This window comes from Delftia sp. (genome assembly GCF_059499305.1).
Map to the genome: position 1 here is coordinate 955,718 of NZ_JCABYI010000030.1, position 20,494 is coordinate 976,211.

A 20,494-nucleotide genomic window follows, 5' to 3' on the forward strand; every position below is an offset into this window, starting at 1 on the left:
GCTCAAGGAGCCGGCGAGGTCAGGCTGTCGCCGACCTCAACACCGCGCCGCGCCTCCATGATCAGCGCGTAGGAGACGCGATCGAAGGTCCGGAACACCATGGCATGGCCGTTGTGTTCGTCGGGCAGTTGCACCTCTTCCTTTTTCTCGCCCGTCTTGTCCACGATGCGTGCGCCGCGGCGGATCAGCTCCAGCACCGTGCCCACGTCCATGCCGTCCTGCGTGCCCTTGTTGATGGCAATGACCTGGTTGTTGGCCGCCCAGCGCACGGCCTGATCACCGTACAGGGAAACCACATGGGCCTTCACTGCCTGTTGCGGCGCGTGGGGCGCGTAGTTCATGTAGCTGCGCTCGGGCGCGGGCAGCAGGCGGTCGCCGGCGCGCATTTCGGTCTTGGAACGCGACAGGTCCACCGTGGCGGGAGAGTTCTGCTGGTGCTTTTCGCCCTTGCTGTCGACGATCTCCAGCGTGGTCTCGCCCTCGATGAGATCGGCCAGGCCCAGGTACTTGGCCTCATAGCCCAGCACCTCGCCGGAGATGGGATCCTTGAGCGCCACGGCATCGCGGAAGACGCGGTACTGGCGCGGCAGGCCGTCGCCCTTGCGCAGCGGCGCCTCGGCGGTGCCGCGTGCATAGGCGCGGTCGCCGCTGGCCATGAGCACGCGCTCGTCCGTGGTGGCGATCAGGCGTGGCGCGCGCAGCAGCGTTTCGGCATCGACGACCAGGGGCTCGGCCAGGAAGGGCTCGATCAGATGGGGCTGCAGCGTGGGCAGGGCCGCCTGGGCCAGGGATTCGCTGCGCGTGCTCGGAGTGATGCGGACCACGCCGGGCTCGCCGCCATCGCCCATGGGGCGGGCCGTGCTCAGGCGGGCGTAGCCGTCACGCTTGTCCAGGTACAGCACCTGGCCCGGATAGATGAGATGGGGGTTGGCGATGGCCTGCATGTTCATGCCCCACAGCTCGGGCCAGCGCCAGGGACGGCGCAGGAACATGCCGGAGATGCCCCACAGCGTGTCGCCGCGCTTGACGGTGTAGCTGTCGGGCGCATCGGGCGCCAGCTCACCCACGGGAACGCCCTGCTGCGCCACCTGCTGGGCTGCCGAGCGCTGCGATGGCGTCACCGGATACTGCTGCGCGTGGGCCGCCGCACACGCGGCGATCAGGGCCGAGGCAACAGTCCAGATACGAGCTGTGGCGAATGCAGTCATGGAATTCCTCTTCTTGTGTCTGACACAGCGTCCCTCCTAGGCACTGCGGCACGGCCGATCTTGTCATGAACGGCCATACAGGTCTTACAAATCAGCAAAGATTCTGCGTGCAAGGCCATGAGAGGGCAACGCTTATTGCGTCGTCCCGCTGCGCCCAGGCAGAAAAGTGGCGAAAATAACGACATTCACCGACCACGCCATGTCCATTCTGCCCATTCTTTGCTATCCCGACCCCCGCCTGCACACCGTCGCCAAGCCGGTCGCCAAGGTCGATGACCGCATTCGCCAACTGGTCCAGGACATGTACGCCACCATGTATGACGCCCAGGGCGTGGGACTGGCCGCCACCCAGGTGAATGTGCATGAACGCGTGGTCGTGGTCGATGTCTCCGAAGGCCGCGACGAGCCCTTTGCGCTGATCAACCCCGAGCTGCTCTGGGCCAGCGACGAGAAGCAATTGGGCGAGGAAGGCTGTCTGTCCGTGCCCGGCATCTACGACGGTGTCGAGCGCTCCACGGCCATCAAGGTCAAGGCGCTGGACGAGAACGGCAACGAACGCATCATCGAGGCCGAAGGCTTCAAGGCCATCTGCATCCAGCACGAGATGGACCACCTGATGGGCAAGGTCTTCGTCGAATACCTGTCGCCGCTCAAGCGCAACCGCATCAAGACCAAGCTGCTCAAGCAGCAGAAACAGGCAGAACGCGCATGACCCGCCTGCCAGCGCCTCGCTTCATGCCGCGCTGGAAGATGGACGGCGCGGGCCTCGTTGCCTGGGCGCTGCTGGCCCTGTCCCTGCTGCTGGCCGGCTGCACCGTACCCGAGTGGCAAAAGCCCGGCACGCCACGGGCCGACATCGAGCGCTCCATGGGCCGCCCGACCCTGAGCCTGCCGCTGGACGGCGGCGGCACGCGCCTGGTCTACAGCTGGCAGCCTGCAGGCCAGCAGGTCTATCACATGGATTTCGACGCCAGCCAGCGCCTGGTGCGCGTGGAGCAGGCGCTCACCATCGAACGCTTCCACGCCCTGCGCAATGGCGAGGACACCCGGGAAAGCGTACGCCAGCTCTTCGGCCCGCCTGCGCTGATCGAGAGGGTCTACAGTTTCAACGGCGACATCTGGACCTACCGTATCCTGGAAAATGGCATTCGCCGCCAGGCCCATGTGCATATCGACCCCGCCGGCGTGGTGCGCCGCGTGATGTTCACCGACGAAGTGTTCAATGACGACGATCGGCGTTGAGCCTGCACACCGTCCCCACCGTCCCTACTGGATTGCATGAGAGTCATTTTTGCCGGCACGCCCGAGTTCGCGCGCGTTGCCCTTGAACGCCTGCTCGCCGCGGGCTTCACCGTTCCCCTGGTGCTGACCCAGCCCGACCGTCCCGCCGGGCGTGGCATGAAGCTGCAGGCCTCGCCCGTCAAGCAGTGCGCGCTGGAGCATGGCATTGCCGTGGCCCAGCCGCGCAGCCTGCGCCTGGACGGCAAATACCCCGAAGAGGCCGCCGCCGCCCGCGCCGCCATCGAAGCGGCCCAGGCCGATGTCATGGTCGTGGCCGCCTACGGGCTGATCCTGCCGCAGTGGGTGCTCGATACGCCCCCGCGCGGCTGCCTGAACATCCACGCCAGCCTGCTGCCGCGCTGGCGCGGCGCCGCGCCCATCCATCGCGCCATCGAGGCCGGCGATGCCGAGACCGGCGTCACCATCATGCAGATGGACGCGGGCCTGGACACGGGCGACATGTGCCTGGTCGAGCGCCTGCCCATCACCGCCGACGACACCACGGCCAGCCTGCACGACAAGCTGGCCGACCTGGGCGGGCGCCTTATCGTCGAGGCGCTGGAGATGAGCGCCTGCGGCGGCCTGCCGCGCACGCCCCAGCCTGCCGAGGGCGTGAACTACGCGCACAAGATCGAAAAGGCCGAAAGCCAGATCGACTGGCGCCAGGATGCCGAGGCCATTGCCCGGCGCCTGCGCGCCTTCAATCCCTTCCCGGGCGGCGCCACGCAGTACGGCGATGAAGCCATCAAGGTCTGGGAGGCTCACGCCGACCCCGCCGCCGCCGTGGCGGCGGCAGCGCCCGGCACCGTGCTGTCCGCAGGCGCCGACGGCGTGCGCGTGGCCTGCGGCCATGGCGTGCTGTGCATGACGCTGCTGCAGCGCGCGGGCGGCAAGCGGCTGGCGGCGGGCGATTTCCTGCGCGGCTTCGATCTGCCTGAAGGAGCCATCCTGGACGGTGCTGCCAGCGGCGGCACGCCATGAACCTGCAGCCCCTGGTGGAGCGCGCACGCGGCATTGCGCGCGATCCCGCCTTCATGACCGGCGTGCGCGACATGTCGGGCACGGCGCTGGGCATCGGCGCCTGGGGCCTGGTCACGGGCGTGGCCATGATCAAGAGCGGCATGTCCCTGCCCCTGGCGCTGTTCATGGGCCTGCTGGTCTATGCCGGCAGTGCCCAGCTGGCCGTGCTGCCGCTGATGGCCGTGGGCGCGCCCATGTGGGTGGTCTGGTTCACGGCCATCTGCGTGAACCTGCGCTTCGTCATCCTCAGCAGCATGTGGCGCAGCTACTTTGCCCACCTGCGCCTGCGCCACCGCCTGGCCATCGCCTATTTCAGCGGCGACGTGATCTTCGTGGGCTTCATGAAACGCTACCCCGATGCCCGGCCCCAGCCCGAGCAGCTGCCCTATTTCTGGGGTGCCGCATCGACCAACTGGCTGGCCTGGCAGATCCCGTCCACGCTGGGCATCCTGCTGGCCGACCAGGTGCCCCTGTCCTGGGGCCTGGGCTTTGCGGGCGTGCTGGCCCTGATGGGCGTGCTGCTGTCCATGCTCAACGACCGTGCCACCTGGGTGGCAGGCGTGGTTGCGGCCAGCGCGGCCGTGGCGGCCTTTGCGCTGCCGCTCAAGCTCAATATCCTCGTGGCCATCGCTGCAGCCGTGGCCGCAGGCCTGCTGGCGGAAACGCTGCAGCAGCGCTTGCGCGCACTGCAGGCGCCGGAAAAAGAGGAGCCAGGCCCGGTGATTCTCCCGCCCGATACAGCCCATGGCGAGCGCCATGCCCGGCTGCCGCTGGACGAAGACGCCCGGCCCGTGCAAACCAAGGAAAAGGAAACGCTCTGATGGATCTGTCCTGGCTGTGGCCCTGGCTGGCCTGCGTGGGCCTGGCGGCCATCACGCTGTTCACACGCGCCTTCTTCCTGATTCCCGAGCGCGAGGTGCCCTTGCCGCAATGGCTCAAGCGCGGCCTCAAGTACGCGCCGCTGGCGGCCCTGGCGGCCGTGATTGCGCCCGAGATCGTGATGACCAACGGCCGGCTGATCTCCACCGTGGTCGATGCGCGCCTGCCGGCCCTGGCTTGCGCGGTCATGTATTTTTTTTACAAGCGCAGCATCATGGGAACGATCGCGCTTGGCATGGCGGTCTATCTGCCACTGCATATCGGCCTGGGCTGGTAGGCGCAGCGCGGCCGAGAGCGGCCGAGAGCGCCCGGCTCCCCGGCTGAAACCGGATTACAGGCGCTCCCGATGCCCCGGATCGCCGGTGCGCCCGCCCGCTGCCGGGGCGGGCACGCCGCCTACAATGGCCGCGCTTTACCTCTTTTTCGTTTCAATTCCATGGCGATCGCCACCGATCGCAACGCCGCCGTCATGAACATTCTCCGCTTCTCCGATCTGTGCGCCCAGGGCAAGGCCCAGGGCCAGCGCGTCTTCATCCGCGCCGACCTCAACGTGCCCCTGAACGATGCTGGCGAGATCACCGAGGACACGCGCGTGCGCGCCTCCGTGCCCGCCATCGAGATGGCACTGAAGGCCGGCGCCGCCGTGATGGTGACCAGCCACCTGGGCCGTCCCACCGAAGGCGAGTTCAAGCCCGCCGATTCGCTGGCGCCCGTCGCCCGCCGCCTGGGCGAGCTGCTGGGCCGCGAAGTGCCCGTGGTCGCCGACTGGGTGGACGGCGTGCAGGTGGCGCCCGGCCAGGTCGTGCTGCTGGAGAACTGCCGCGTGAACGTGGGCGAGAAGAAGAACAAGGAAGAACTGGCCCGCAAGCTGGCCGCGCTGTGCGACATCTTCGTGCACGACGCCTTCGGCACTGCCCACCGTGCCGAGGGAACCACCTACGGCATCGCCCAGTTCGCGCCCATTGCCTGCGCGGGACCGCTGCTGTCGGCCGAGATCGACGCCATCACCAAGGCCCTGGCCAACCCGCGCCGCCCGCTGGCCGCCATCGTGGCAGGCTCCAAGGTCTCGACCAAGCTGACCATCCTGCAGTCGCTGGCCAAGAACGTGGACCAGCTCATCGTGGGCGGCGGCATTGCCAACACCTTCATGCTGGCGGCGGGCCTGAAGATCGGCAAGAGCCTGGCCGAGGCCGACCTGGTCGGCGAGGCCCGCGCCGTGATCGACGCCATGGCCGCACGCGGCGCCGAGGTGCCGATTCCCACCGACGTGGTGGTCTCCAAGACCTTCGCGGCCGACGCGCCCGCCACCGTCAAGAAGGCCACCGAAGTGGCTGACGACGACATGATCCTGGACATCGGCCCCGAGACCGCCGCCCGCCTGGCCGAGCAACTGCGCAAGGCCGGCACCATCGTCTGGAACGGCCCCATGGGCGTGTTCGAGTTCGACCAGTTCGCCAACGGCACCAAGGTCGTGGCCCAGGCGATTGCCGAGTCCGACGCCTTCAGCATCGCCGGTGGCGGCGATACCCTGGCCGCCATCGCCAAGTACGGCATCGAGGACCAGGTCGGCTACATCTCCACGGGCGGCGGCGCCTTCCTGGAAGTGCTGGAAGGCAAGACCCTGCCTGCCTTCGAGATCCTGCAAAAGCGCGCCAACGGCTGAGCACGGCAACATCCGGATACGGGGCACTTTCTTGTCAGTGCCTCGCGGCGAAGCCACAATCGACACTTTGCGCAGCTGCAGCAATCCGCCGCAGCGCGCCCCCGCACCGAGGAGAAATCCATGCGATCGTTCAAATCCGCCGGCGGCCTGGCCCTGGCGGGCCTCTGCCTGGCCCTGGCGGGCTGCGTCAATGCACCGATGACCAGCTACTTCGAAGCCACGGCCCAGCCCAAGATCGGCGCTGCCGGCCACTGGGACTCCGTGGCCAACGATGTCGTCGCCAAGACGCTGGAGACACTGCAAAAGACCGGCATCGAGCGCACCACGCCGGTCCACGTGGCCCTGCCGGCCGAGCCCAGCCCGTTCGACAAGGGTTTTCGTGAGCTGATCATCACCAAGCTCGTGCAAAGCGGCGTGACCGTCATGCTGCAGCCGGCCCAGGCCCAGCTGCAGGTGAGCTACGGCGCCCAGGTCGTGCGCCATGGCAAGCGCCTGCCCAACCCCGAACTCGTGCTGACGACGACGGTGGTGCGCAACAACCAGTACCTGGCGCGCAAGACCGACGTCTACTACCTCGAAAAGAGCGACGCCGTGCTGTTCACGGCCGAGGACGAGCGCCCCGAATTCCCCACCAAGAACCTGAAGGTGGTGGGCCAATGACGCTGCGCACGCCCCTCCTGCCGGCCGCGCTGGCTGCGGCAGCCCTGCTGTCCGCCTGCGCCGTGCCCGCCCCCGCGCCTTCGCCCGAGTTCTCGGCCGCACGCCGTGGCGAGCCCACCTACCAGTCGGCCGCAGCCAACCCGTTCATCGCCAGCAGCCGCGCTGCCGTGGACGAGCTGGTCAAGGGCCTGAACACCGAGGAACTGGGCGAGGCGCCCGTGCTCGTGGCCACCGTGGTCAACGTCAACGACCTGACGCGCTCGGCCCCGCTGGGCCGCACGCTCAGCGAGCTGTACGCCTCCCAGCTGTCCGCCAAGGGCTACAACGTCAAGGAGCTGAAGCTGCGCGGCGATGTGTACGTCAAGGAAGGCACGGGCGAGCTGCTGCTGTCGCGCGAGATCAAGGACATCGCCCGCAACCACAATGCGGCCCTGGTCCTGGTGGGCACGTACTCGGCAGCTGCCAAGTACACCTATGTGAGCCTGAAGCTGGTTCGCACCGACGACAGCCGCATCGTGCGCAGCCACGACTACGCGCTGCCCAACAACATCGACATCCAGCGCCTGCTGGGCGCCCCGGCCACGGCACAACGCTGAGGCCCTGCAGCCTGACTGCGTCCGTGTGCGCAGTCAGGCTGCGTCTTCTTCTCCCGACCTTCCCCTGCTTGCCCTCAGCGGCCGCGCGCCGGCCACAGCACCGAGGCGATGGCCACCACCATCAGCGCCACGGCCGTCCAGTCCTGCCAGTGCAGCACCTCGCCCAGCCACCAGGCGCCGCTGAACACGCCCAGCACGGGGATCATCATCACGCTCAGCGTGGACGCCACGGGCGGCAGGCTGCGCGCCAGGAAGAACCAGACCGTCTGGCCAAAGCCCAGCACCAGCACGCCGTTGAAGACGATGGCGCCCGTGGCCTGGGCATCGGGCCAGTGCCACAGGTGGCGCTCGAAGACGAAGGCCAGCACCGTGAGCGTCAGCGCGGTCAGCGCCACCATCCACAGCGTCATCGTCAGCAGGGGCACGGGCACCTCGGCGCGGCGCAGCTTCTGCGTGCCGAAGGCCCAGCTCAGCGCGGCGGCCAGCATCAGGCCCACGCCGATGGGGCGGCTGCCCAGGGCGCCGACCTCGTGCCACAGCAGCAGGAGCACGCCCGCCAAGGCCGCCGCCACACCCGCCCAGGCACGCGGCGCCAGCCGGTCATGGAAGAACAGGCTGCCCAGCACGGCCGAGAAGATGGGCATGGTGTAGCCCAGGATGGCCGCCCGCCCGCTGGACAGCATGGGGATGGCAATGATGATCAGGCTGTTCCACAGCACCATGTTGAACAGCGTCAGCTGCGCCAGCCGGGGCCAATAGGCGCGCGGCACGGCCAGCGGCAGGCGGCGCCAGACCACGAAGGCCGCCAGGATGGGCAGCCCCACCCACATCGAGGCCATGCGGAAACTCAGCGGCGGGAAATGCTGCACGCCCAGCTTCATCACCGGCCAGTTGATGCCCCAGATCAGGGTCAGCGCGATCAGCAAAAGGATTTGTCGGGCGGTGAAGGCAGGCATAGGCCGCCGATTGTGCCCATGGGCCGCCAAACCCGCTGGATGCCCGGCGACAGGCCCCGGGAAGGGCCGATCGCTAAAATCGCGCCCCATGACCTTTCTCGACATGCTGCGCAATGCCACCGCCCAGAACCAATCCATGCTGTGCGTGGGCCTGGACCCCGAACCCAGCCGCTTTCCTGCGGCCATGCGCGGCGATGCAAGCAAAATCTACGAATTCTGCTCCGCCATCGTCGAGGCCACGGCCGATCTGGTGAACTCCTTCAAGCCCCAGATCGCCTACTTCGCGGCCCACCGCGCCGAAGACCAGCTGGAAAAGCTCATGGCCCACATGCGCGCCGTCGCGCCCCATGTGCCCATCATCCTGGACGCCAAGCGCGGCGACATCGGCTCCACCGCCGAGCAATACGCCAAGGAAGCCTTCGAGCGCTACGGCGCCGACGCCGTCACCCTGTCGCCCTTCATGGGCTTCGACTCCATCACGCCCTACCTGCAGTACGAGGGCAAGGGCGCCTTCCTGCTGTGCCGCACCTCCAACCCCGGCGGCGACGACCTGCAGGCGCAGCGCCTGGCCGACCTGCCGGGCCAGCCCCACCTGTTCGAGCATGTGGCGCGCCTGGCGCAAGGCCCCTGGAACACCAACGGCCAGCTCGGCCTGGTGGTGGGCGCCACGCGCCCGCAGGAGATCGAGCGCGTGCGTGAATTCGCGCCCTCGCTGCCGCTGCTGATTCCCGGCGTGGGTGCCCAGGGGGGCGATGCCGTGGCCACGGTCAAGGCGGCGCGCATCGGCGGCGGCCCCATCATCATCAATTCCTCGCGTGCGGTGCTCTATGCATCGCAGGGCGACGACTTCGCTGCCGCCGCGCGCACCGCCGCCCAGGCCACGCGCCAGACGCTGCAAGACGCAGCCGCTGCCTGAGACGGCAGGGAAGCCCGGCCATGCAAGGCAAATGGCTGGAAGACTTCCTGCTGCTGGCCCAGGAGCGCAGCTTCACGCGCGCGGCCGAGCTGCGCCATGTCACCCATCCGGCCTTCGGGCGTCGCATCCGCGCGCTGGAGGCCTGGGCCGGCACGCCCCTGGTCGAGCCCGGCGGCGGCCCCGTGCGGCTGACGCCGGCCGGTGAAGCCTTCCGCGACACGGCCGAGCAACTGGTGCGCACGCTGGCCCAGTCGCACGATGAACTGCAGGCCGTGGCCGGGCGCCAGGCCCGCGTGATCACCCTGGCCACGGGACGCACGCTGGCGCGCACCATCGTGGCCGACTGGCTGACGCGCCACGGCAGCGTGCTTCAGACGGCCGAGCTGCGCGTGGTCACGCGCACGCTGGACGAGACCGTGGCCATGCTGCAGCGCGGCGAAGTCAGCTTCACGCTGGTCTACCACCACGCCGCCATTGGCGTGCGCCTGGACGGCCGCCAGTTCAGCTACCTGACGGTGATGCAGGACAGGCTGGTGCCCGTGGCCCGCGCCGATGCCCGGGGCCGCCCGCTGTACGAGCTGTCGGCCAGCCACCAGCCCGTCGCTCCCGTGCCCTACCTGGCCTTCTCGCACAGCATGGCCCTGGGCCGGCTGGTGGAAGACCACCTGGCCCGGCATCCGCTGGCGCCGCGCCTGCGCCGCTGCGTGGACTGCGACTCGGCCGACGCCCACTACGAATACGTGCTGCGCGGCCTGGGCCTGGCCTGGATGCCGTGGTCCATGGTGCGCGGCGACTGCCAGGCCGGCCGCCTGGCCGTGGCCGGCGACCCGGGCCTGGAAGTGCACTTCGACGTGCGCCTGTACCGTCCCAAGCGCCACCTGGGCCCCGCGGCCGAGCAGTTCTGGAGCGACATCACGGGCGCCTGACGGGTGCATGCATGCGCCCTCCTGGTGCAAACCCGCACCGCGCTGTGGAACAAGCGGGTTTTGGTGCTGCAATGGCTCCGCCTCGTGCCGAATCAGCACCAAATGCCTGGGAAGTCCTTCGCACAATCAATCTCATACATTTCAGGAATAACCCCATGCCCAGCAACTCCCTCCTGCGCCGCACCGCCCTGGCCTGCGGCCTGCTGATCGCCGCCACCGGCAGCGCCTTGGCCGACGACGCCGCCAGCTACCCCAACCGCGCCATCACCATGATCGTGGGCTACCCCGCTGGCGGCAGCACCGACCTGGTGGGCCGCTTCGTGGCCGATGGCCTGGCCTCGCGCCTGGGCCAGCCCGTGGTGGTGGAAAACCTGGGCGGCGCCGGCGGCGCCATCGGCGCGCAAAAGGCCGTCAAGGCCACGCCCGACGGCTACACGCTGTTCGTGGGTGCCAACAACGAGCTGGCCATCGCCCGGCTGATCAACAAGAGCATCAAGTACTCCATCGGCGACTTCACGCCCATCGGCATGATCGGCTCCCAGCCCATGGTGCTGGTGGCCTCGCAGAAGGCCGGCGTGAAGACAGCCGCAGAGTTCAGCGCCCTGGTGGCCAAGAACCCGGGCAAGTTCAGCTACGGCAGCTCGGGCGTGGGCACGGCACTGCACCTGGCCGGCGAGATGGTCAAGGAGCAGGGCAAGCTGCACATGACCCACATCCCCTACCGTGGCGTGGCGCCCCTGACCACGGACCTGGTGGGCAACAACATCGAGTTCGGCATGTTCGTGCTGTCCTCGGGACTGCCCCAGATCCGCGCGGGCAAGGTCATCGCCCTGGGCACGACGGAGGCCAAGCGCTCGGCCATCACGCCCGACATCCCGGCCCTGTCCGAGCTGCCCCAGTACAAGAACGTGGACATCAACGTCTGGTTCGCGCTGATGGCGCCCAAGGGCCTGCCCGCACCCGTGGCCGCCAAGGTCAAGAAGGCGCTGGACGAGACCATGGCCTCGCCCGAGTTCCGCAAGAAGATGGAAGAGTCGGGCTCGGTCGTGGCCGATCCCAAGACCGATGCCGGCAAGTACATCAACGCCGAGATCGCCAAGTACACAAAAATCGTCCAATTTGCCCACATCGAGAACTGAGCCAGCCATGGACGCTTTGCGATTTGACCTTCCCCTGCCCGACCTGAGCGCCTGGCGCGCGGGCAATACCGGTACCGAGGGCGTGTGGCAATTCGACTCGGGACGCCCGGGCCGCCACGTGATGATTTCCGCGCTGGTGCACGGCAACGAGATCTGCGGCGCCTGGGCCGTGTCCGGGCTGCTTCAGGCCCTGCACAACGGCCTGGCTCTGGACAACGGCCGCCTGACCCTGGTGCTGGCCAACCTCGATGCCTTCGACCGCTTCGACGCGGCCAGCCACGATGCCTCGCGCTTCGTGGACGAGGACATGAACCGCCAGTGGATAGACGCACGCATCGACGAGGGCAGCACCCGCGAACGCCGCCGCGCTGCCGCGCTGCGCCCCTTCGTGCAGCAGGCCGACTGGCTGCTGGACCTGCATTCCATGCACGAGCCCTCGGCCCCGCTGCTGCTGACCGGCATGCAGCCGCGCAACCGCGATCTGGCACGCCAGATGGGCGCGCCGGCGAACATCGTCGTGGATGCCGGCCACAAGGACGGCACGCGGCTGCGCGACTACGGGCGCTTCGGCCTGCCCGACGCCGAGGCCGGCGACTCGCGCTCGCTGCTGATCGAATGCGGCTTCCACGGCGATCTGGCCAGCCGCGACGTGGCGCACGACCAATGCCTGCGCTTCCTCGAAGTCGCCGCCATCTTCGACAACGGCGCGCTGCACGCCGCCCTGCCCGGCTGGAAGCAGGCCGACGCACCGGCCCAGTGGGCGCTGGAAGTCACGGCGCCCGTGGTGGCCAAGAGCAGCGGCTTTCGCTTCACGGCGCCGTTCACGGGACTGGAGCGCTTCGAGAAGGCCGGCACGGTGATCGGCGACAACGATGGCGAGCCGGTGATCACGCCCTATGGCGACTGCGTGCTGGTCATGCCCTCGGTGCGCCAGGCGCGCGCGGGCGTGACCGTGGTGCGCTTTGCTCGGCGCTCGCCGCTCTGAGCGGCACGCTTCAACCGAACCTCAGCCGCGCTGGCAGCGCGCAGGCGACAGCCGTTCAGGCTGCACGCCCTGCGCGGCCAGGCGTGCATCCAGCGGCTCGCCACGCAGCAGGTTGCGCGCCAGCAGGCTGTAGCCGAAGGCGCTCTGTATGCCGTAGCCGCCCTGGGCGGCCACCCAGAAAAAGCCCGGCAGCGGCACGGGGGAGGCATCCCAGCCAATGGCCATCTCGCCGTCGGCCACGAAGCTGCGCAGCCCGGCCCAGGTGTGGGAGGGGCGGCGGATCTGCAGCGTGGTCACTTCCTCGATGCGCCAGATGCCCGTGGCCACGTCCAGCTCCTCGGGCGCCACGTCCTGCGGCGCCACGGGGTCGGCGTTGGCGGGCGAGCCCAGCAGCTGGCCTGCATCGGGCTTGAAGTAAAAGCCCTCGTCGGCGCTGATCACGGCGGGCCAGTGCGCGGCGTCCATGCCGTCGGGCACGGCAAAGGTGAAGGCACTGCGCCGCTTGGGCACCAGGCCGATGGGCGCTGCGCCCGCCAGTGCGCCCAGCGCATCGGCCCAGGCGCCGGCCGCGTTGACCACGCAGCGCGCGCGCACCTGGCTGCCGTCGGCCAAGTCCACGGTCCAGACACCTGCGGCATGCGCCAGCGCACGGACCTCGGCGCTGCAGCGCAGCTCGCCGCCGCACTGGCGCAGGCCGCGCAGGAATCCCTGGTGCAGGCCATGCACGTCGATGTCGCGCGCGCCGTCGTCCGCAAAGCCATCGACCAGCAGCGTGGTGTTCAGGCAGGGCACCAGGGCCTTGAGTTCATCGGGGCCCAGGCGCCGCGCCTGGGGCGAGTGCAGGAGCGCCTCGGCATGGGCGGCATCGAGCAGGTCCTTCTGCGCGGCCGTGCCCACATAGAGCACGCCGCGCGGCGCCAGGATGGGCGCCTGCACAAAGCCCTGCGGCGGCTGCTCGTAGAAGGCGCGGCTGGCGCGCGTCAGCGCCTGGACTTGCAGCGGGCCATAGTGCTCCTCATACAGCGCGGCCGAGCGGCCCGTGCTGTGGTAGCCGGGCTGGGATTCGCGCTCCAGCACCAGCACCGAGGCGCCGCCATCGCGCGCCAGCTGCCAGGCCACCGAGGCACCGGCCATGCCCGCGCCCACCACCACGAAATCAAGGATGCTGCTGTCCATGGCCGGCCTCACTGTGCTTTCCGGCGACCAGCCTTGGCCGCTGCAGGAGCCGACACCGACGCTGCCTCCAGATAGGGCCGCAGGTAGCGCCCCGTATGGCTGGCCGGGTTGGCCGCCACGTCCTCGGGCGTGCCCGTGGCCACCACCTGGCCGCCGCCCGAGCCGCCTTCGGGGCCCATGTCGATGATCCAGTCGGCCGTCTTGATCACGTCCAGGTTGTGTTCGATGACCACGATGGTGTTGCCCGCATCGCGCAGCTGCTGCAGCACCTTGAGCAGCAGGGCGATGTCGGCGAAGTGCAGGCCCGTCGTGGGCTCGTCCAGGATGTAGAGCGTGCGCCCCGTGTCGCGCTTGGACAGCTCCTGGGCCAGCTTGACGCGCTGCGCCTCGCCGCCCGACAGCGTGGTCGCGCTCTGGCCCAGCCGGATATAGGACAGGCCCACGTCCAGCAGGGTCTGCAGCTTGCGGGCGATGGTGGGCACGTCCTTGAAGAAGGCATGGGCGTCCTCCACCGTCATCTCCAGGATCTGGGAGATGTTGCGGCCCTTCCACTGCACCTCCAGCGTCTCGCGGTTGTAGCGCTGGCCGTTGCAGATGTCGCAGGGCACGTAGACATCGGGCAGGAAGTGCATCTCCACCTTGACCACGCCGTCGCCCTGGCAGGCCTCGCAGCGGCCGCCGGCCACGTTGAAGGAGAAGCGCCCGGGGCCGTAGCCGCGCTCCTTGGCGGTGTTGGTCTCGGCCATCAGGTCGCGGATGGGCGTGAACAGGCCCGTGTAGGTGGCCGGGTTGCTGCGCGGCGTGCGGCCTATGGGCGACTGGTCCACATTGATGACCTTGTCGAAATAGCCCATGCCGATGATGTCGTCGTGCGGCGCGGCCTCGCCGCCGGCACGGTGGATCTGGCGCGCGGCCTCGGTATAGAGCGTGTCGTTGACCAGGGTGCTCTTGCCCGAGCCCGAGACGCCGGTCACGCAGGTCAGCAGGCCCACGGGAAAGTCCGCCGTCACGCCCTTGAGGTTGTGGCCGCGTGCGCCCACCACGCGCAGGGCCTGCAGTTGCGGCGCAGCCGCACCGGCCTCGGCCGGATGCTGGCCCGCGCGTGCGGGGAAGCCCTTGGCAGGAGACCGGACCTCGCCCTCGGCCGGCGCCTCGACCACGGGCTGCCAGGGCGTGCGCCGCGCAGGCACTTCGATGCGCTGGGTGCCCGCCAGGTAGCGGCCCGTGGGCGAATCGGGGTTGGCGCGCACCTCTTCGTAGCTGCCCTGGGCCATGACGCGGCCGCCATGCACGCCCGCGCCCGGCCCCAGGTCGATGATCTGGTCGGCCGCGCGCATCATGTCCTCGTCGTGCTCGACCACGATGACGCTGTTGCCGATGTCGCGCAGGTGCTGCAGCGTGCCGATGAGCTTGTCGTTGTCGCGCTGGTGCAGTCCGATGCTGGGCTCGTCCAGCACATACATCACGCCCGTCAGGCCGCTGCCGATCTGGCTGGCCAGGCGGATGCGCTGGGCCTCGCCGCCGGACAGCGTGTCGGCCCCGCGCTCCAGGCTCAGGTAGCTCAGGCCCACGTCGTTGAGGAACAGCAGGCGCGAGGCGATCTCGCGCACCACCTTGCCCGCGATCTCCGCCTTGGCGCCCGACAGCTGCAGGGACGCGCACCAGGCATGGGCCTCGGCCAGCGTGGCGTGGCCCACCTCGTAGATGGCGCGGGCCTGCTCGCCCTCGCCGATGCGCACGAAGCGCGCCTCGCGGCGCAGCCGCGTGCCGCCGCAGTCGGGGCAGACGGCGACGCTGCGCAGCCGCGCCAGGTCGTCGCGCACCACGCTGGACTCGGTCTCGCGCCAGCGCCGCGTGATGTTGGGGATGATGCCCTCGAAGGGATGGCTCTTGACCAGGGTCTCGCCCTTGCGCGCACCGCTGTCGAAGACATAGGTGAAGGGCATTTCCTCCTCGCCCGAGCCCCACAGCATCACGTTGCGCACCTTCTCGGGCAGCTCCTCGAAGGGCAGCTCCACATCGGCGCCATAGTGGCGCGCCACGCTCTCCAGCATGGAGAAGTAGTAGCCGTTGCGCCGGTCCCAGCCCTTGACGGCGCCGCTGGCCAGGCTCAGCGTGGGAAAGGCCACCACGCGCTCGGGATCGAAGGACTCCGTGCAGCCCAGGCCATCGCAGCCCGGGCAGGCGCCCATGGGCGAGTTGAACGAGAACAGGCGCGGCTCCAGCTCGGGCAGCGAATAGCTGCACAGCGGGCAGGCGAACTTGGCGCTGAAGAGGTGCTCCTTGCCGCTGTCCATCTCCAGGGCGATCACGCGGCCGCCGGCGTCGGCGCCGCCCGCGCGCAGGGCGGCCTCGAAGCTCTCGGCCAGGCGCTGCTGGGCGTCGGCACGCACCTTGAGGCGGTCGATCACCACGTCGATGTCGTGGCGCTCGTTCTTCTCCAGCGCGGGCAGGGAATGGGACTCGTGGATCTTGCCGTCGATGCGAAAGCGCACATAGCCCTGGGCCTGCATCTGCGCGAACAGCTCGGCGAACTCGCCCTTCTTGTTGCGCGCCAGCGGCCCCAGCACCATGAGGCGCGTGTCCTCGGGCAGGGCCAGGGCCGCATCCACCATCTGGCTGATGGTCTGGGACTGCAGCGGCAGGTTGTGGTCGGGGCAGTAGGGCGTGCCGGCGCGTGCGAACAGCAGGCGCAGGTAGTCGTTGATCTCGGTCACCGTGCCCACGGTGGAGCGCGGGTTGTGGCTGGTGGCCTTCTGCTCGATGCTGATGGCGGGCGACAGGCCCTCGATCAGGTCCACATCGGGCTTGTCCAGCCGCCCCAGGAACTGGCGCGCATAGGCCGACAGGCTCTCCACATAGCGGCGCTGGCCCTCGGCGTACAGGGTGTCGAAGGCCAGGCTGGACTTGCCCGAGCCCGACAGCCCGGTGATCACCACCAGCCGGTTGCGCGGAATGTCCAGGTCGATGTTCTTGAGGTTGTGCGTGCGCGCACCGCGGATGGCGATGCGTGACTGCGCCAGCGCCTGGCCGAGGTAGCGGCCGTCGGGCTGGGAGCGGGAGTCGGCGGCCCGGTCCAGGCCGCCGTCTTCGGAAATCGTGTGGGAACCAGGCATCGGGAAAACCCCTGCGAAGGCGAACCCGCCATGATAGGTCAGAACCCGTGCCACCGCATGGCGGCTCGGTCTGCGGGGCGGCTGGGCCTTCTGCGGCGCCCCTTCACAAAACTGTCTTGCACTGCCTTGCATAACCCAGCCACCCCGCAGCGCCGGCCTATGGGCGAGAATGGCGGATTGCTTGCCCCCACAACAGTGCACCCCGTGCTCGATTCCCCCACACCCGTCCACGGCGCCCAGGCGCCAGCCCCCTCCTCGGCCGCATCGGGCCGCATGACCTCGCAGGAACGCCGATCCAGCGCCAGCCTGGCGCTGATCTTTGCGCTGCGCATGCTGGGCCTGTTCCTGGTGCTGCCGGTGTTCGCGCTGGAGGCCCGCAAATACCCGGGCGGGGATGATCCGGCCATGATCGGCCTGGCCATGGGCCTGTACGGGCTCACCCAGGCCGTGTTCCAGCTGCCGCTGGGCCTGGCTTCGGACCGCTTCGGGCGCAAGCGCGTCATCGTCGCCGGGCTGCTGGTCTTTGCTGCGGGCAGCCTGCTGGCGGCCACGGCCGACTCGCTGCTGGGCCTGATGTGGGGCCGGGGCCTGCAGGGCGCGGGCGCCGTCTCCGCCGCCGTGACCGCGCTGCTGGCCGACCTCACGCGCGACAGCGTGCGCACCAAGGCCATGGCCATGGTGGGCGGCAGCATCGGCCTCATGTTCGCGCTGGCCCTGGTGCTCAGTCCCCTGCTGGCGGCATGGGGCGGGCTGCCCGGCATCTTCGGCCTGACCTGCGCCCTGGCGCTGGCGGGCATTGCCGTCGTGCTCTGGGTCGTCCCGCCCGAGCCCGCGCGCCACGCCGACCAGCCGCGCGGCCGCATGGCCGAGCTGTGGCGCCATGGCGACCTGGTGCGCCTGAACCTGGGCGTCTTCGTGCTGCACACCGTGCAGATGTCCATGTGGGTGGCCGTGCCCGCCATGCTGGTGCAGGCAGGCCTGGACAAGCAGGCGCACTGGCATGTCTACCTGCCGGCCGTGGTGCTGTCCTTCGCCGCCATGGGCGGCCTGTTCGCCATGGAGCGGCGCGGGCGCCTGCGCGCGGCCCTGCTGGGCGCCATCGCCCTGATCACCCTCGTGCAGATCGGCCTGGGCCTGCTGGCGGCCGGCGGCACGCAGCCGCCGCTGTGGGCCATGGCCGTGCTGATGTTCGTGTTCTTCTGCGGCTTCAACGCGCTGGAGGCCACCCAGCCCAGCCTGGTCTCGCGCATGGCGCCGGCTCCGCTGCGCGGCGCGGCGCTGGGCGCCTACAACACGCTGCAATCGCTGGGCCTGTTCGCAGGCGGCGCGCTGGGCGGCGCCGTCGCCAAATGGGCCGGCATGCCGGGCCTGTTCACCCTGACGAGCGTCCTGACCGTGCTGTGGCTGGTCGTCACCTGGCCGCTGCGCCCCGTGGGCCGCCACGGCTGAACGGCAGTTTTCCGACGGTTACAAACTGCTGCAGCCAGCCGCTGCACCGGCATATCCGCCCCCTGCCAACGGCGGACGGCTTGCGGCACAATGGCGCGTCTGGCCCGGGATCCATCCTTCTATGCCCGGGCCACTTCTCTCTGTAAAGGTATTTCACTCATGGCATCCGTCAACAAGGTCATCATCGTCGGCAACCTCGGGCGCGACCCCGAAATGCGCACCTTCCCGAGTGGCGACCAGGTGGCCAACGTGACCATCGCCACCACCGACCGCTGGCGCGACAAGAACACGGGCGAGAACAAGGAAGCCACCGAGTGGCACCGCGTGGTCTTCAACGGCCGCCTGGCCGAAATCGTGGGCCAGTACCTGCGCAAGGGCAGCCAGGTCTATGTCGAAGGCAGCCTGCGCACGCGCAAGTGGACCGACCAGGCCTCCGGCCAGGAACGCTACGCCACCGAAATCCGCGCCGACACCATGCAGATGCTGGGCAGCCGCCAAGGCGGCGGCGGTGGCCAGCAAGGCGGCGGCTATGGCGATGAAGGCTATGGCGACAGCGGCTACGACGCCCCTCCCCAGCAGCAACAGCGCCGCCCGGCCCCTGCCCCCATGGCAGCGCCCGCACCGCGCCAGGCCCCTGCCCAGCGCCCCGCTCCCGCACCCATGGCTCCCCCGCCGCAGCGCGCAGCCTCGGGCTTTGACGACATGGATGACGACATTCCGTTCTAAATCCGACAAGGATTGTTTTTGTTGATTCGGGCCCGCCTGCTCTTCGGAGAGGCGGGCTTTTTCTTTGCCTGTCGCATGCCGACCCCGCTGAAGCGAACCGAGACCCAGGCCGCAGCGGATGTGCCGCAGCTGTGCAAGCCAGCCAGACCTTGATCATCTCCTGTATAAAGAATAAAATATTTATCTTTGGATGAGCATTTAATATTTAAAGACAAAAATAATGAATCTTGGGCTTTACTCTTCCTCACAAATCGCGGCAGAGCTATCGTTACGGCTGCGCAAGCATCGCATCGCCCAAAAGTTCACTCAGGCGGAACTGGCTAGCCGTGTAGGCGTATCCAAGGCCACCATCGTCAACATGGAGGCAGGCAAGAACGTCTCATTCGAGACCGTGATTGCCGTTGTACAGGTGCTGGGCCTTGCCATTCAGCTTGAAGAGCTGTTTCTTTATCAACCACGCACGATTGAAGAGCTTGAAAGGATTTCAACTCTTCCTCAGCGAGTGCGTTCCCCGAAAGCTTCACATGGTTCAGAAGATTAATGTCTACTACGAAGGCTGGGGCGACAAATTCCATTGGGCTACCCTGGGTGCAGCCGACGCCAGAAGCAGCATTATTTTTGAATATACCGACGAGGCTTTTGCCAAGGGACTGGAGCTATCGCCCTACCTTTTTCCGCTTGTAAAGGGACGAGATTTCTCCAGATCTCTACCAAGACACCAATTAGGTCTACCAGGCCCTGTCTACGATTCTTTGCCGGATGGATGGGGTTTGCTCCTGATGGACAAACTATTCCAAAAGCGTGGTTTGGATCCTGCTCGGTTATCTGCGCTGGATCGATTGGCATATGTCGGTGACAGCGCATTAGGTGCAATGACATTTGCACCTGCTGATAGTTTCATGAAACAGCCTCAAGCAGATATTCCTATGGCAATGCTTGCACAAGAAGTGCAACAAGTGCTTGAGGACAAGGACACAGCTCTGCTCGCGCAACTTGCCCTGGTGGGTGGTTCGCCTCATGGGGCTCGGCCCAAGGCGCTGGTCTATCTGAATAGCGAGACACATCGCGCGAGCACCGTACCCATGGAGGGCGCTGAACCTTGGCTGGTGAAATTTCCCGCAATGAATGAACACTCCGAGGTTTGTGCCATTGAGGACCTCTACGTCAAGTCTGCCAGTGCATGCGGGCTTGAGGCGCCGCCTACCGTCAGCTTGGATTTGGGACAGGGTCTGTCTGCCTTTGGCATCAAACGCTTCGACAGAGAAGGCAAGTACCGCGTTCCTGTCCACACCTTGGCTGCATTTGTTGGCGCTGATTTCCGGGTGGCCGGGTCCATCGGCTATATCACCTTGATTCAGGCAACACGATTCCTGACCAGAGATTCAAGGGAAGTGAAAAAAGCCTTTGAACGCGCTGTGTTCAACGTGATTTTCAACAATCGCGATGACCACGGAAAGAATTTCTCCTTCAGGATGGGAAAGGATGGCCATTGGAAGCTTGCCCCGGTTTATGACATAACCTTCAATCGAGGGCCGGGCGGCTACCATCAAATGGACGTAGCAGGCGAGGCATCCATTATTAGATTGGCGCATCTGCACCAGCTCGGCAAGGAAGCTGGAGTCAGCAAAAAAGAAACAATGGAAGTCATTTCGAGAGTTGCGCAGGAGGCATCTTTATTCTCTGCACGAGTGCAGGAATACGATGGCGCCATCCGCAGGCAAACAGAACAGAATATCTCGAGAATTCTTCAAGCGAATATCAAAGCGGCCACATCATAGGCGCCGCATCCATGGCGCCT

General features: G+C 67.7%; 20 protein-coding genes. 16 read left to right on the plus strand and 4 right to left on the minus strand.

Annotated elements, in window-relative coordinates; translation table 11 throughout:
* Positions 1–2: 2 nt before the first annotated feature.
* Positions 3–1,208 (minus strand): LysM peptidoglycan-binding domain-containing protein, encoded by a 1,206-nt coding sequence (locus tag AC5I49_RS20955; protein ID WP_495789835.1) that lies wholly within the window; start codon positions 1,206–1,208, stop codon positions 3–5.
* 199 nt (positions 1,209–1,407) lie between these two features.
* On the opposite strand from AC5I49_RS20955, the gene def reads away from it, so the two are divergent.
* From def to AC5I49_RS20995, 8 genes are all read left to right on the plus strand, one after another.
* Positions 1,408–1,920 carry a peptide deformylase gene (def, locus tag AC5I49_RS20960; RefSeq protein WP_016449360.1) on the plus strand — a complete coding sequence of 171 codons (513 nt, stop codon included), beginning with the start codon at positions 1,408–1,410 and terminating at the stop codon, positions 1,918–1,920.
* The gene (locus AC5I49_RS20965; protein WP_016449359.1) at positions 1,917–2,450 is read left to right on the plus strand and encodes a hypothetical protein; all 534 of its coding nucleotides are present in this window, start codon (positions 1,917–1,919) and stop codon (positions 2,448–2,450) included. Before def ends, AC5I49_RS20965 begins: the two co-directional genes overlap by 4 nt.
* A 36-nt stretch (positions 2,451–2,486) precedes the next feature.
* Complete coding sequence (fmt, locus tag AC5I49_RS20970) at positions 2,487–3,470, plus strand: methionyl-tRNA formyltransferase (RefSeq protein ID WP_495789836.1); 984 nt, start codon at positions 2,487–2,489, stop codon at positions 3,468–3,470.
* The gene (locus tag AC5I49_RS20975; protein WP_016449357.1) at positions 3,467–4,330 is read left to right on the plus strand and encodes an AzlC family ABC transporter permease; all 864 of its coding nucleotides are present in this window, start codon (positions 3,467–3,469) and stop codon (positions 4,328–4,330) included. Before fmt ends, AC5I49_RS20975 begins: the two co-directional genes overlap by 4 nt.
* Positions 4,330–4,665: an AzlD domain-containing protein gene (locus AC5I49_RS20980; protein ID WP_012202761.1), complete on the plus strand. Its 336-nt coding sequence runs from the start codon at positions 4,330–4,332 to the stop codon at positions 4,663–4,665. Before AC5I49_RS20975 ends, AC5I49_RS20980 begins: the two co-directional genes overlap by 1 nt.
* Positions 4,666–4,857: 192 nt before the next feature.
* On the plus strand, positions 4,858–6,051 hold the full coding sequence (locus AC5I49_RS20985; protein WP_209799369.1) for a phosphoglycerate kinase: 1,194 nt from the start codon (positions 4,858–4,860) through the stop codon (positions 6,049–6,051).
* A 120-nt stretch (positions 6,052–6,171) separates the two neighbouring features.
* Complete coding sequence (locus tag AC5I49_RS20990; RefSeq protein WP_016449355.1) at positions 6,172–6,711, plus strand: hypothetical protein; 540 nt, start codon at positions 6,172–6,174, stop codon at positions 6,709–6,711.
* Positions 6,708–7,307: a FlgO family outer membrane protein gene (locus AC5I49_RS20995; RefSeq protein ID WP_017407706.1), complete on the plus strand. Its 600-nt coding sequence runs from the start codon at positions 6,708–6,710 to the stop codon at positions 7,305–7,307. Before AC5I49_RS20990 ends, AC5I49_RS20995 begins: the two co-directional genes overlap by 4 nt.
* Positions 7,308–7,381: 74 nt before the next feature.
* On the opposite strand, the gene AC5I49_RS21000 is transcribed toward AC5I49_RS20995, so the two are convergent.
* The gene (locus AC5I49_RS21000) at positions 7,382–8,263 is read right to left on the minus strand and encodes a DMT family transporter (protein ID WP_034389732.1); all 882 of its coding nucleotides are present in this window, start codon (positions 8,261–8,263) and stop codon (positions 7,382–7,384) included.
* An 88-nt stretch (positions 8,264–8,351) separates the two neighbouring features.
* Here AC5I49_RS21000 and pyrF point away from each other — a divergent pair, with 88 nt between their 5' ends.
* The 4 genes from pyrF (at position 8,352) to AC5I49_RS21020 (ending at position 12,229) form a co-directional block, all read left to right on the plus strand.
* Positions 8,352–9,179 (plus strand): orotidine-5'-phosphate decarboxylase, encoded by an 828-nt coding sequence (gene pyrF / locus AC5I49_RS21005; RefSeq protein WP_495789837.1) that lies wholly within the window; start codon positions 8,352–8,354, stop codon positions 9,177–9,179.
* Positions 9,180–9,199: 20 nt separating this feature from the next.
* The gene (locus tag AC5I49_RS21010; RefSeq protein ID WP_017407708.1) at positions 9,200–10,105 is read left to right on the plus strand and encodes a LysR family transcriptional regulator; all 906 of its coding nucleotides are present in this window, start codon (positions 9,200–9,202) and stop codon (positions 10,103–10,105) included.
* 155 nt (positions 10,106–10,260) lie between these two features.
* The gene (locus AC5I49_RS21015) at positions 10,261–11,244 is read left to right on the plus strand and encodes a Bug family tripartite tricarboxylate transporter substrate binding protein (RefSeq protein ID WP_034366202.1); all 984 of its coding nucleotides are present in this window, start codon (positions 10,261–10,263) and stop codon (positions 11,242–11,244) included.
* A gap of 7 nt (positions 11,245–11,251) precedes the next feature.
* Positions 11,252–12,229: a M14 family metallopeptidase gene (locus AC5I49_RS21020; protein ID WP_016454260.1), complete on the plus strand. Its 978-nt coding sequence runs from the start codon at positions 11,252–11,254 to the stop codon at positions 12,227–12,229.
* A 21-nt stretch (positions 12,230–12,250) separates the two neighbouring features.
* On the opposite strand, the gene AC5I49_RS21025 is transcribed toward AC5I49_RS21020, so the two are convergent.
* Complete coding sequence (locus AC5I49_RS21025) at positions 12,251–13,405, minus strand: NAD(P)/FAD-dependent oxidoreductase (RefSeq protein ID WP_046985996.1); 1,155 nt, start codon at positions 13,403–13,405, stop codon at positions 12,251–12,253.
* A gap of 8 nt (positions 13,406–13,413) precedes the next feature.
* Positions 13,414–16,521, minus strand: a complete 3,108-nt coding sequence (uvrA, locus tag AC5I49_RS21030; RefSeq protein WP_047218908.1) for an excinuclease ABC subunit UvrA — start codon at positions 16,519–16,521, stop codon at positions 13,414–13,416.
* A 273-nt stretch (positions 16,522–16,794) separates the two neighbouring features.
* Here uvrA and AC5I49_RS21035 point away from each other — a divergent pair, with 273 nt between their 5' ends.
* From AC5I49_RS21035 to AC5I49_RS21050, 4 genes are all read left to right on the plus strand, one after another.
* A complete protein-coding gene (locus tag AC5I49_RS21035) occupies positions 16,795–17,970 on the plus strand; it encodes an MFS transporter (protein ID WP_495789845.1) in 1,176 nt (391 codons plus the stop codon).
* A 159-nt stretch (positions 17,971–18,129) separates the two neighbouring features.
* Complete coding sequence (gene ssb, locus AC5I49_RS21040) at positions 18,130–18,696, plus strand: single-stranded DNA-binding protein (protein ID WP_016449346.1); 567 nt, start codon at positions 18,130–18,132, stop codon at positions 18,694–18,696.
* 220 nt (positions 18,697–18,916) lie between these two features.
* Entirely contained in the window at positions 18,917–19,237 is a 321-nt protein-coding gene (locus AC5I49_RS21045; RefSeq protein ID WP_160855320.1) for a helix-turn-helix transcriptional regulator, read from the plus strand.
* Positions 19,221–20,474, plus strand: coding sequence for a type II toxin-antitoxin system HipA family toxin (locus tag AC5I49_RS21050; RefSeq protein ID WP_160855322.1), 1,254 nt, complete (start codon positions 19,221–19,223; stop codon positions 20,472–20,474). The genes AC5I49_RS21045 and AC5I49_RS21050 overlap by 17 nt, the downstream gene beginning before the upstream one ends.
* Positions 20,475–20,494: the final 20 nt, after the last annotated feature.

Excerpts from the sequence above, each read along its gene's own strand:
- AC5I49_RS20955 (WP_495789835.1), bottom strand. The coding sequence starts at position 1,208 with ATGACTGCATTCGCCACAGCTCGTATCTGGACTGTTGCCTCGGCCCTG.
- def (WP_016449360.1), top strand. The coding sequence starts at position 1,408 with ATGTCCATTCTGCCCATTCTTTGCTATCCCGACCCCCGCCTGCACACC.
- AC5I49_RS20965 (WP_016449359.1), top strand. The coding sequence starts at position 1,917 with ATGACCCGCCTGCCAGCGCCTCGCTTCATGCCGCGCTGGAAGATGGAC.
- fmt (WP_495789836.1), top strand. The coding sequence starts at position 2,487 with ATGAGAGTCATTTTTGCCGGCACGCCCGAGTTCGCGCGCGTTGCCCTT.
- AC5I49_RS20975 (WP_016449357.1), top strand. The coding sequence starts at position 3,467 with ATGAACCTGCAGCCCCTGGTGGAGCGCGCACGCGGCATTGCGCGCGAT.
- AC5I49_RS20980 (WP_012202761.1), top strand. The coding sequence starts at position 4,330 with ATGGATCTGTCCTGGCTGTGGCCCTGGCTGGCCTGCGTGGGCCTGGCG.
- AC5I49_RS20985 (WP_209799369.1), top strand. The coding sequence starts at position 4,858 with ATGAACATTCTCCGCTTCTCCGATCTGTGCGCCCAGGGCAAGGCCCAG.
- AC5I49_RS20990 (WP_016449355.1), top strand. The coding sequence starts at position 6,172 with ATGCGATCGTTCAAATCCGCCGGCGGCCTGGCCCTGGCGGGCCTCTGC.
- AC5I49_RS20995 (WP_017407706.1), top strand. The coding sequence starts at position 6,708 with ATGACGCTGCGCACGCCCCTCCTGCCGGCCGCGCTGGCTGCGGCAGCC.
- AC5I49_RS21000 (WP_034389732.1), bottom strand. The coding sequence starts at position 8,263 with ATGCCTGCCTTCACCGCCCGACAAATCCTTTTGCTGATCGCGCTGACC.
- pyrF (WP_495789837.1), top strand. The coding sequence starts at position 8,352 with ATGACCTTTCTCGACATGCTGCGCAATGCCACCGCCCAGAACCAATCC.
- AC5I49_RS21010 (WP_017407708.1), top strand. The coding sequence starts at position 9,200 with ATGCAAGGCAAATGGCTGGAAGACTTCCTGCTGCTGGCCCAGGAGCGC.
- AC5I49_RS21015 (WP_034366202.1), top strand. The coding sequence starts at position 10,261 with ATGCCCAGCAACTCCCTCCTGCGCCGCACCGCCCTGGCCTGCGGCCTG.
- AC5I49_RS21020 (WP_016454260.1), top strand. The coding sequence starts at position 11,252 with ATGGACGCTTTGCGATTTGACCTTCCCCTGCCCGACCTGAGCGCCTGG.
- AC5I49_RS21025 (WP_046985996.1), bottom strand. The coding sequence starts at position 13,405 with ATGGACAGCAGCATCCTTGATTTCGTGGTGGTGGGCGCGGGCATGGCC.
- uvrA (WP_047218908.1), bottom strand. The coding sequence starts at position 16,521 with ATGCCTGGTTCCCACACGATTTCCGAAGACGGCGGCCTGGACCGGGCC.
- AC5I49_RS21035 (WP_495789845.1), top strand. The coding sequence starts at position 16,795 with ATGACCTCGCAGGAACGCCGATCCAGCGCCAGCCTGGCGCTGATCTTT.
- ssb (WP_016449346.1), top strand. The coding sequence starts at position 18,130 with ATGGCATCCGTCAACAAGGTCATCATCGTCGGCAACCTCGGGCGCGAC.
- AC5I49_RS21045 (WP_160855320.1), top strand. The coding sequence starts at position 18,917 with ATGAATCTTGGGCTTTACTCTTCCTCACAAATCGCGGCAGAGCTATCG.
- AC5I49_RS21050 (WP_160855322.1), top strand. The coding sequence starts at position 19,221 with ATGGTTCAGAAGATTAATGTCTACTACGAAGGCTGGGGCGACAAATTC.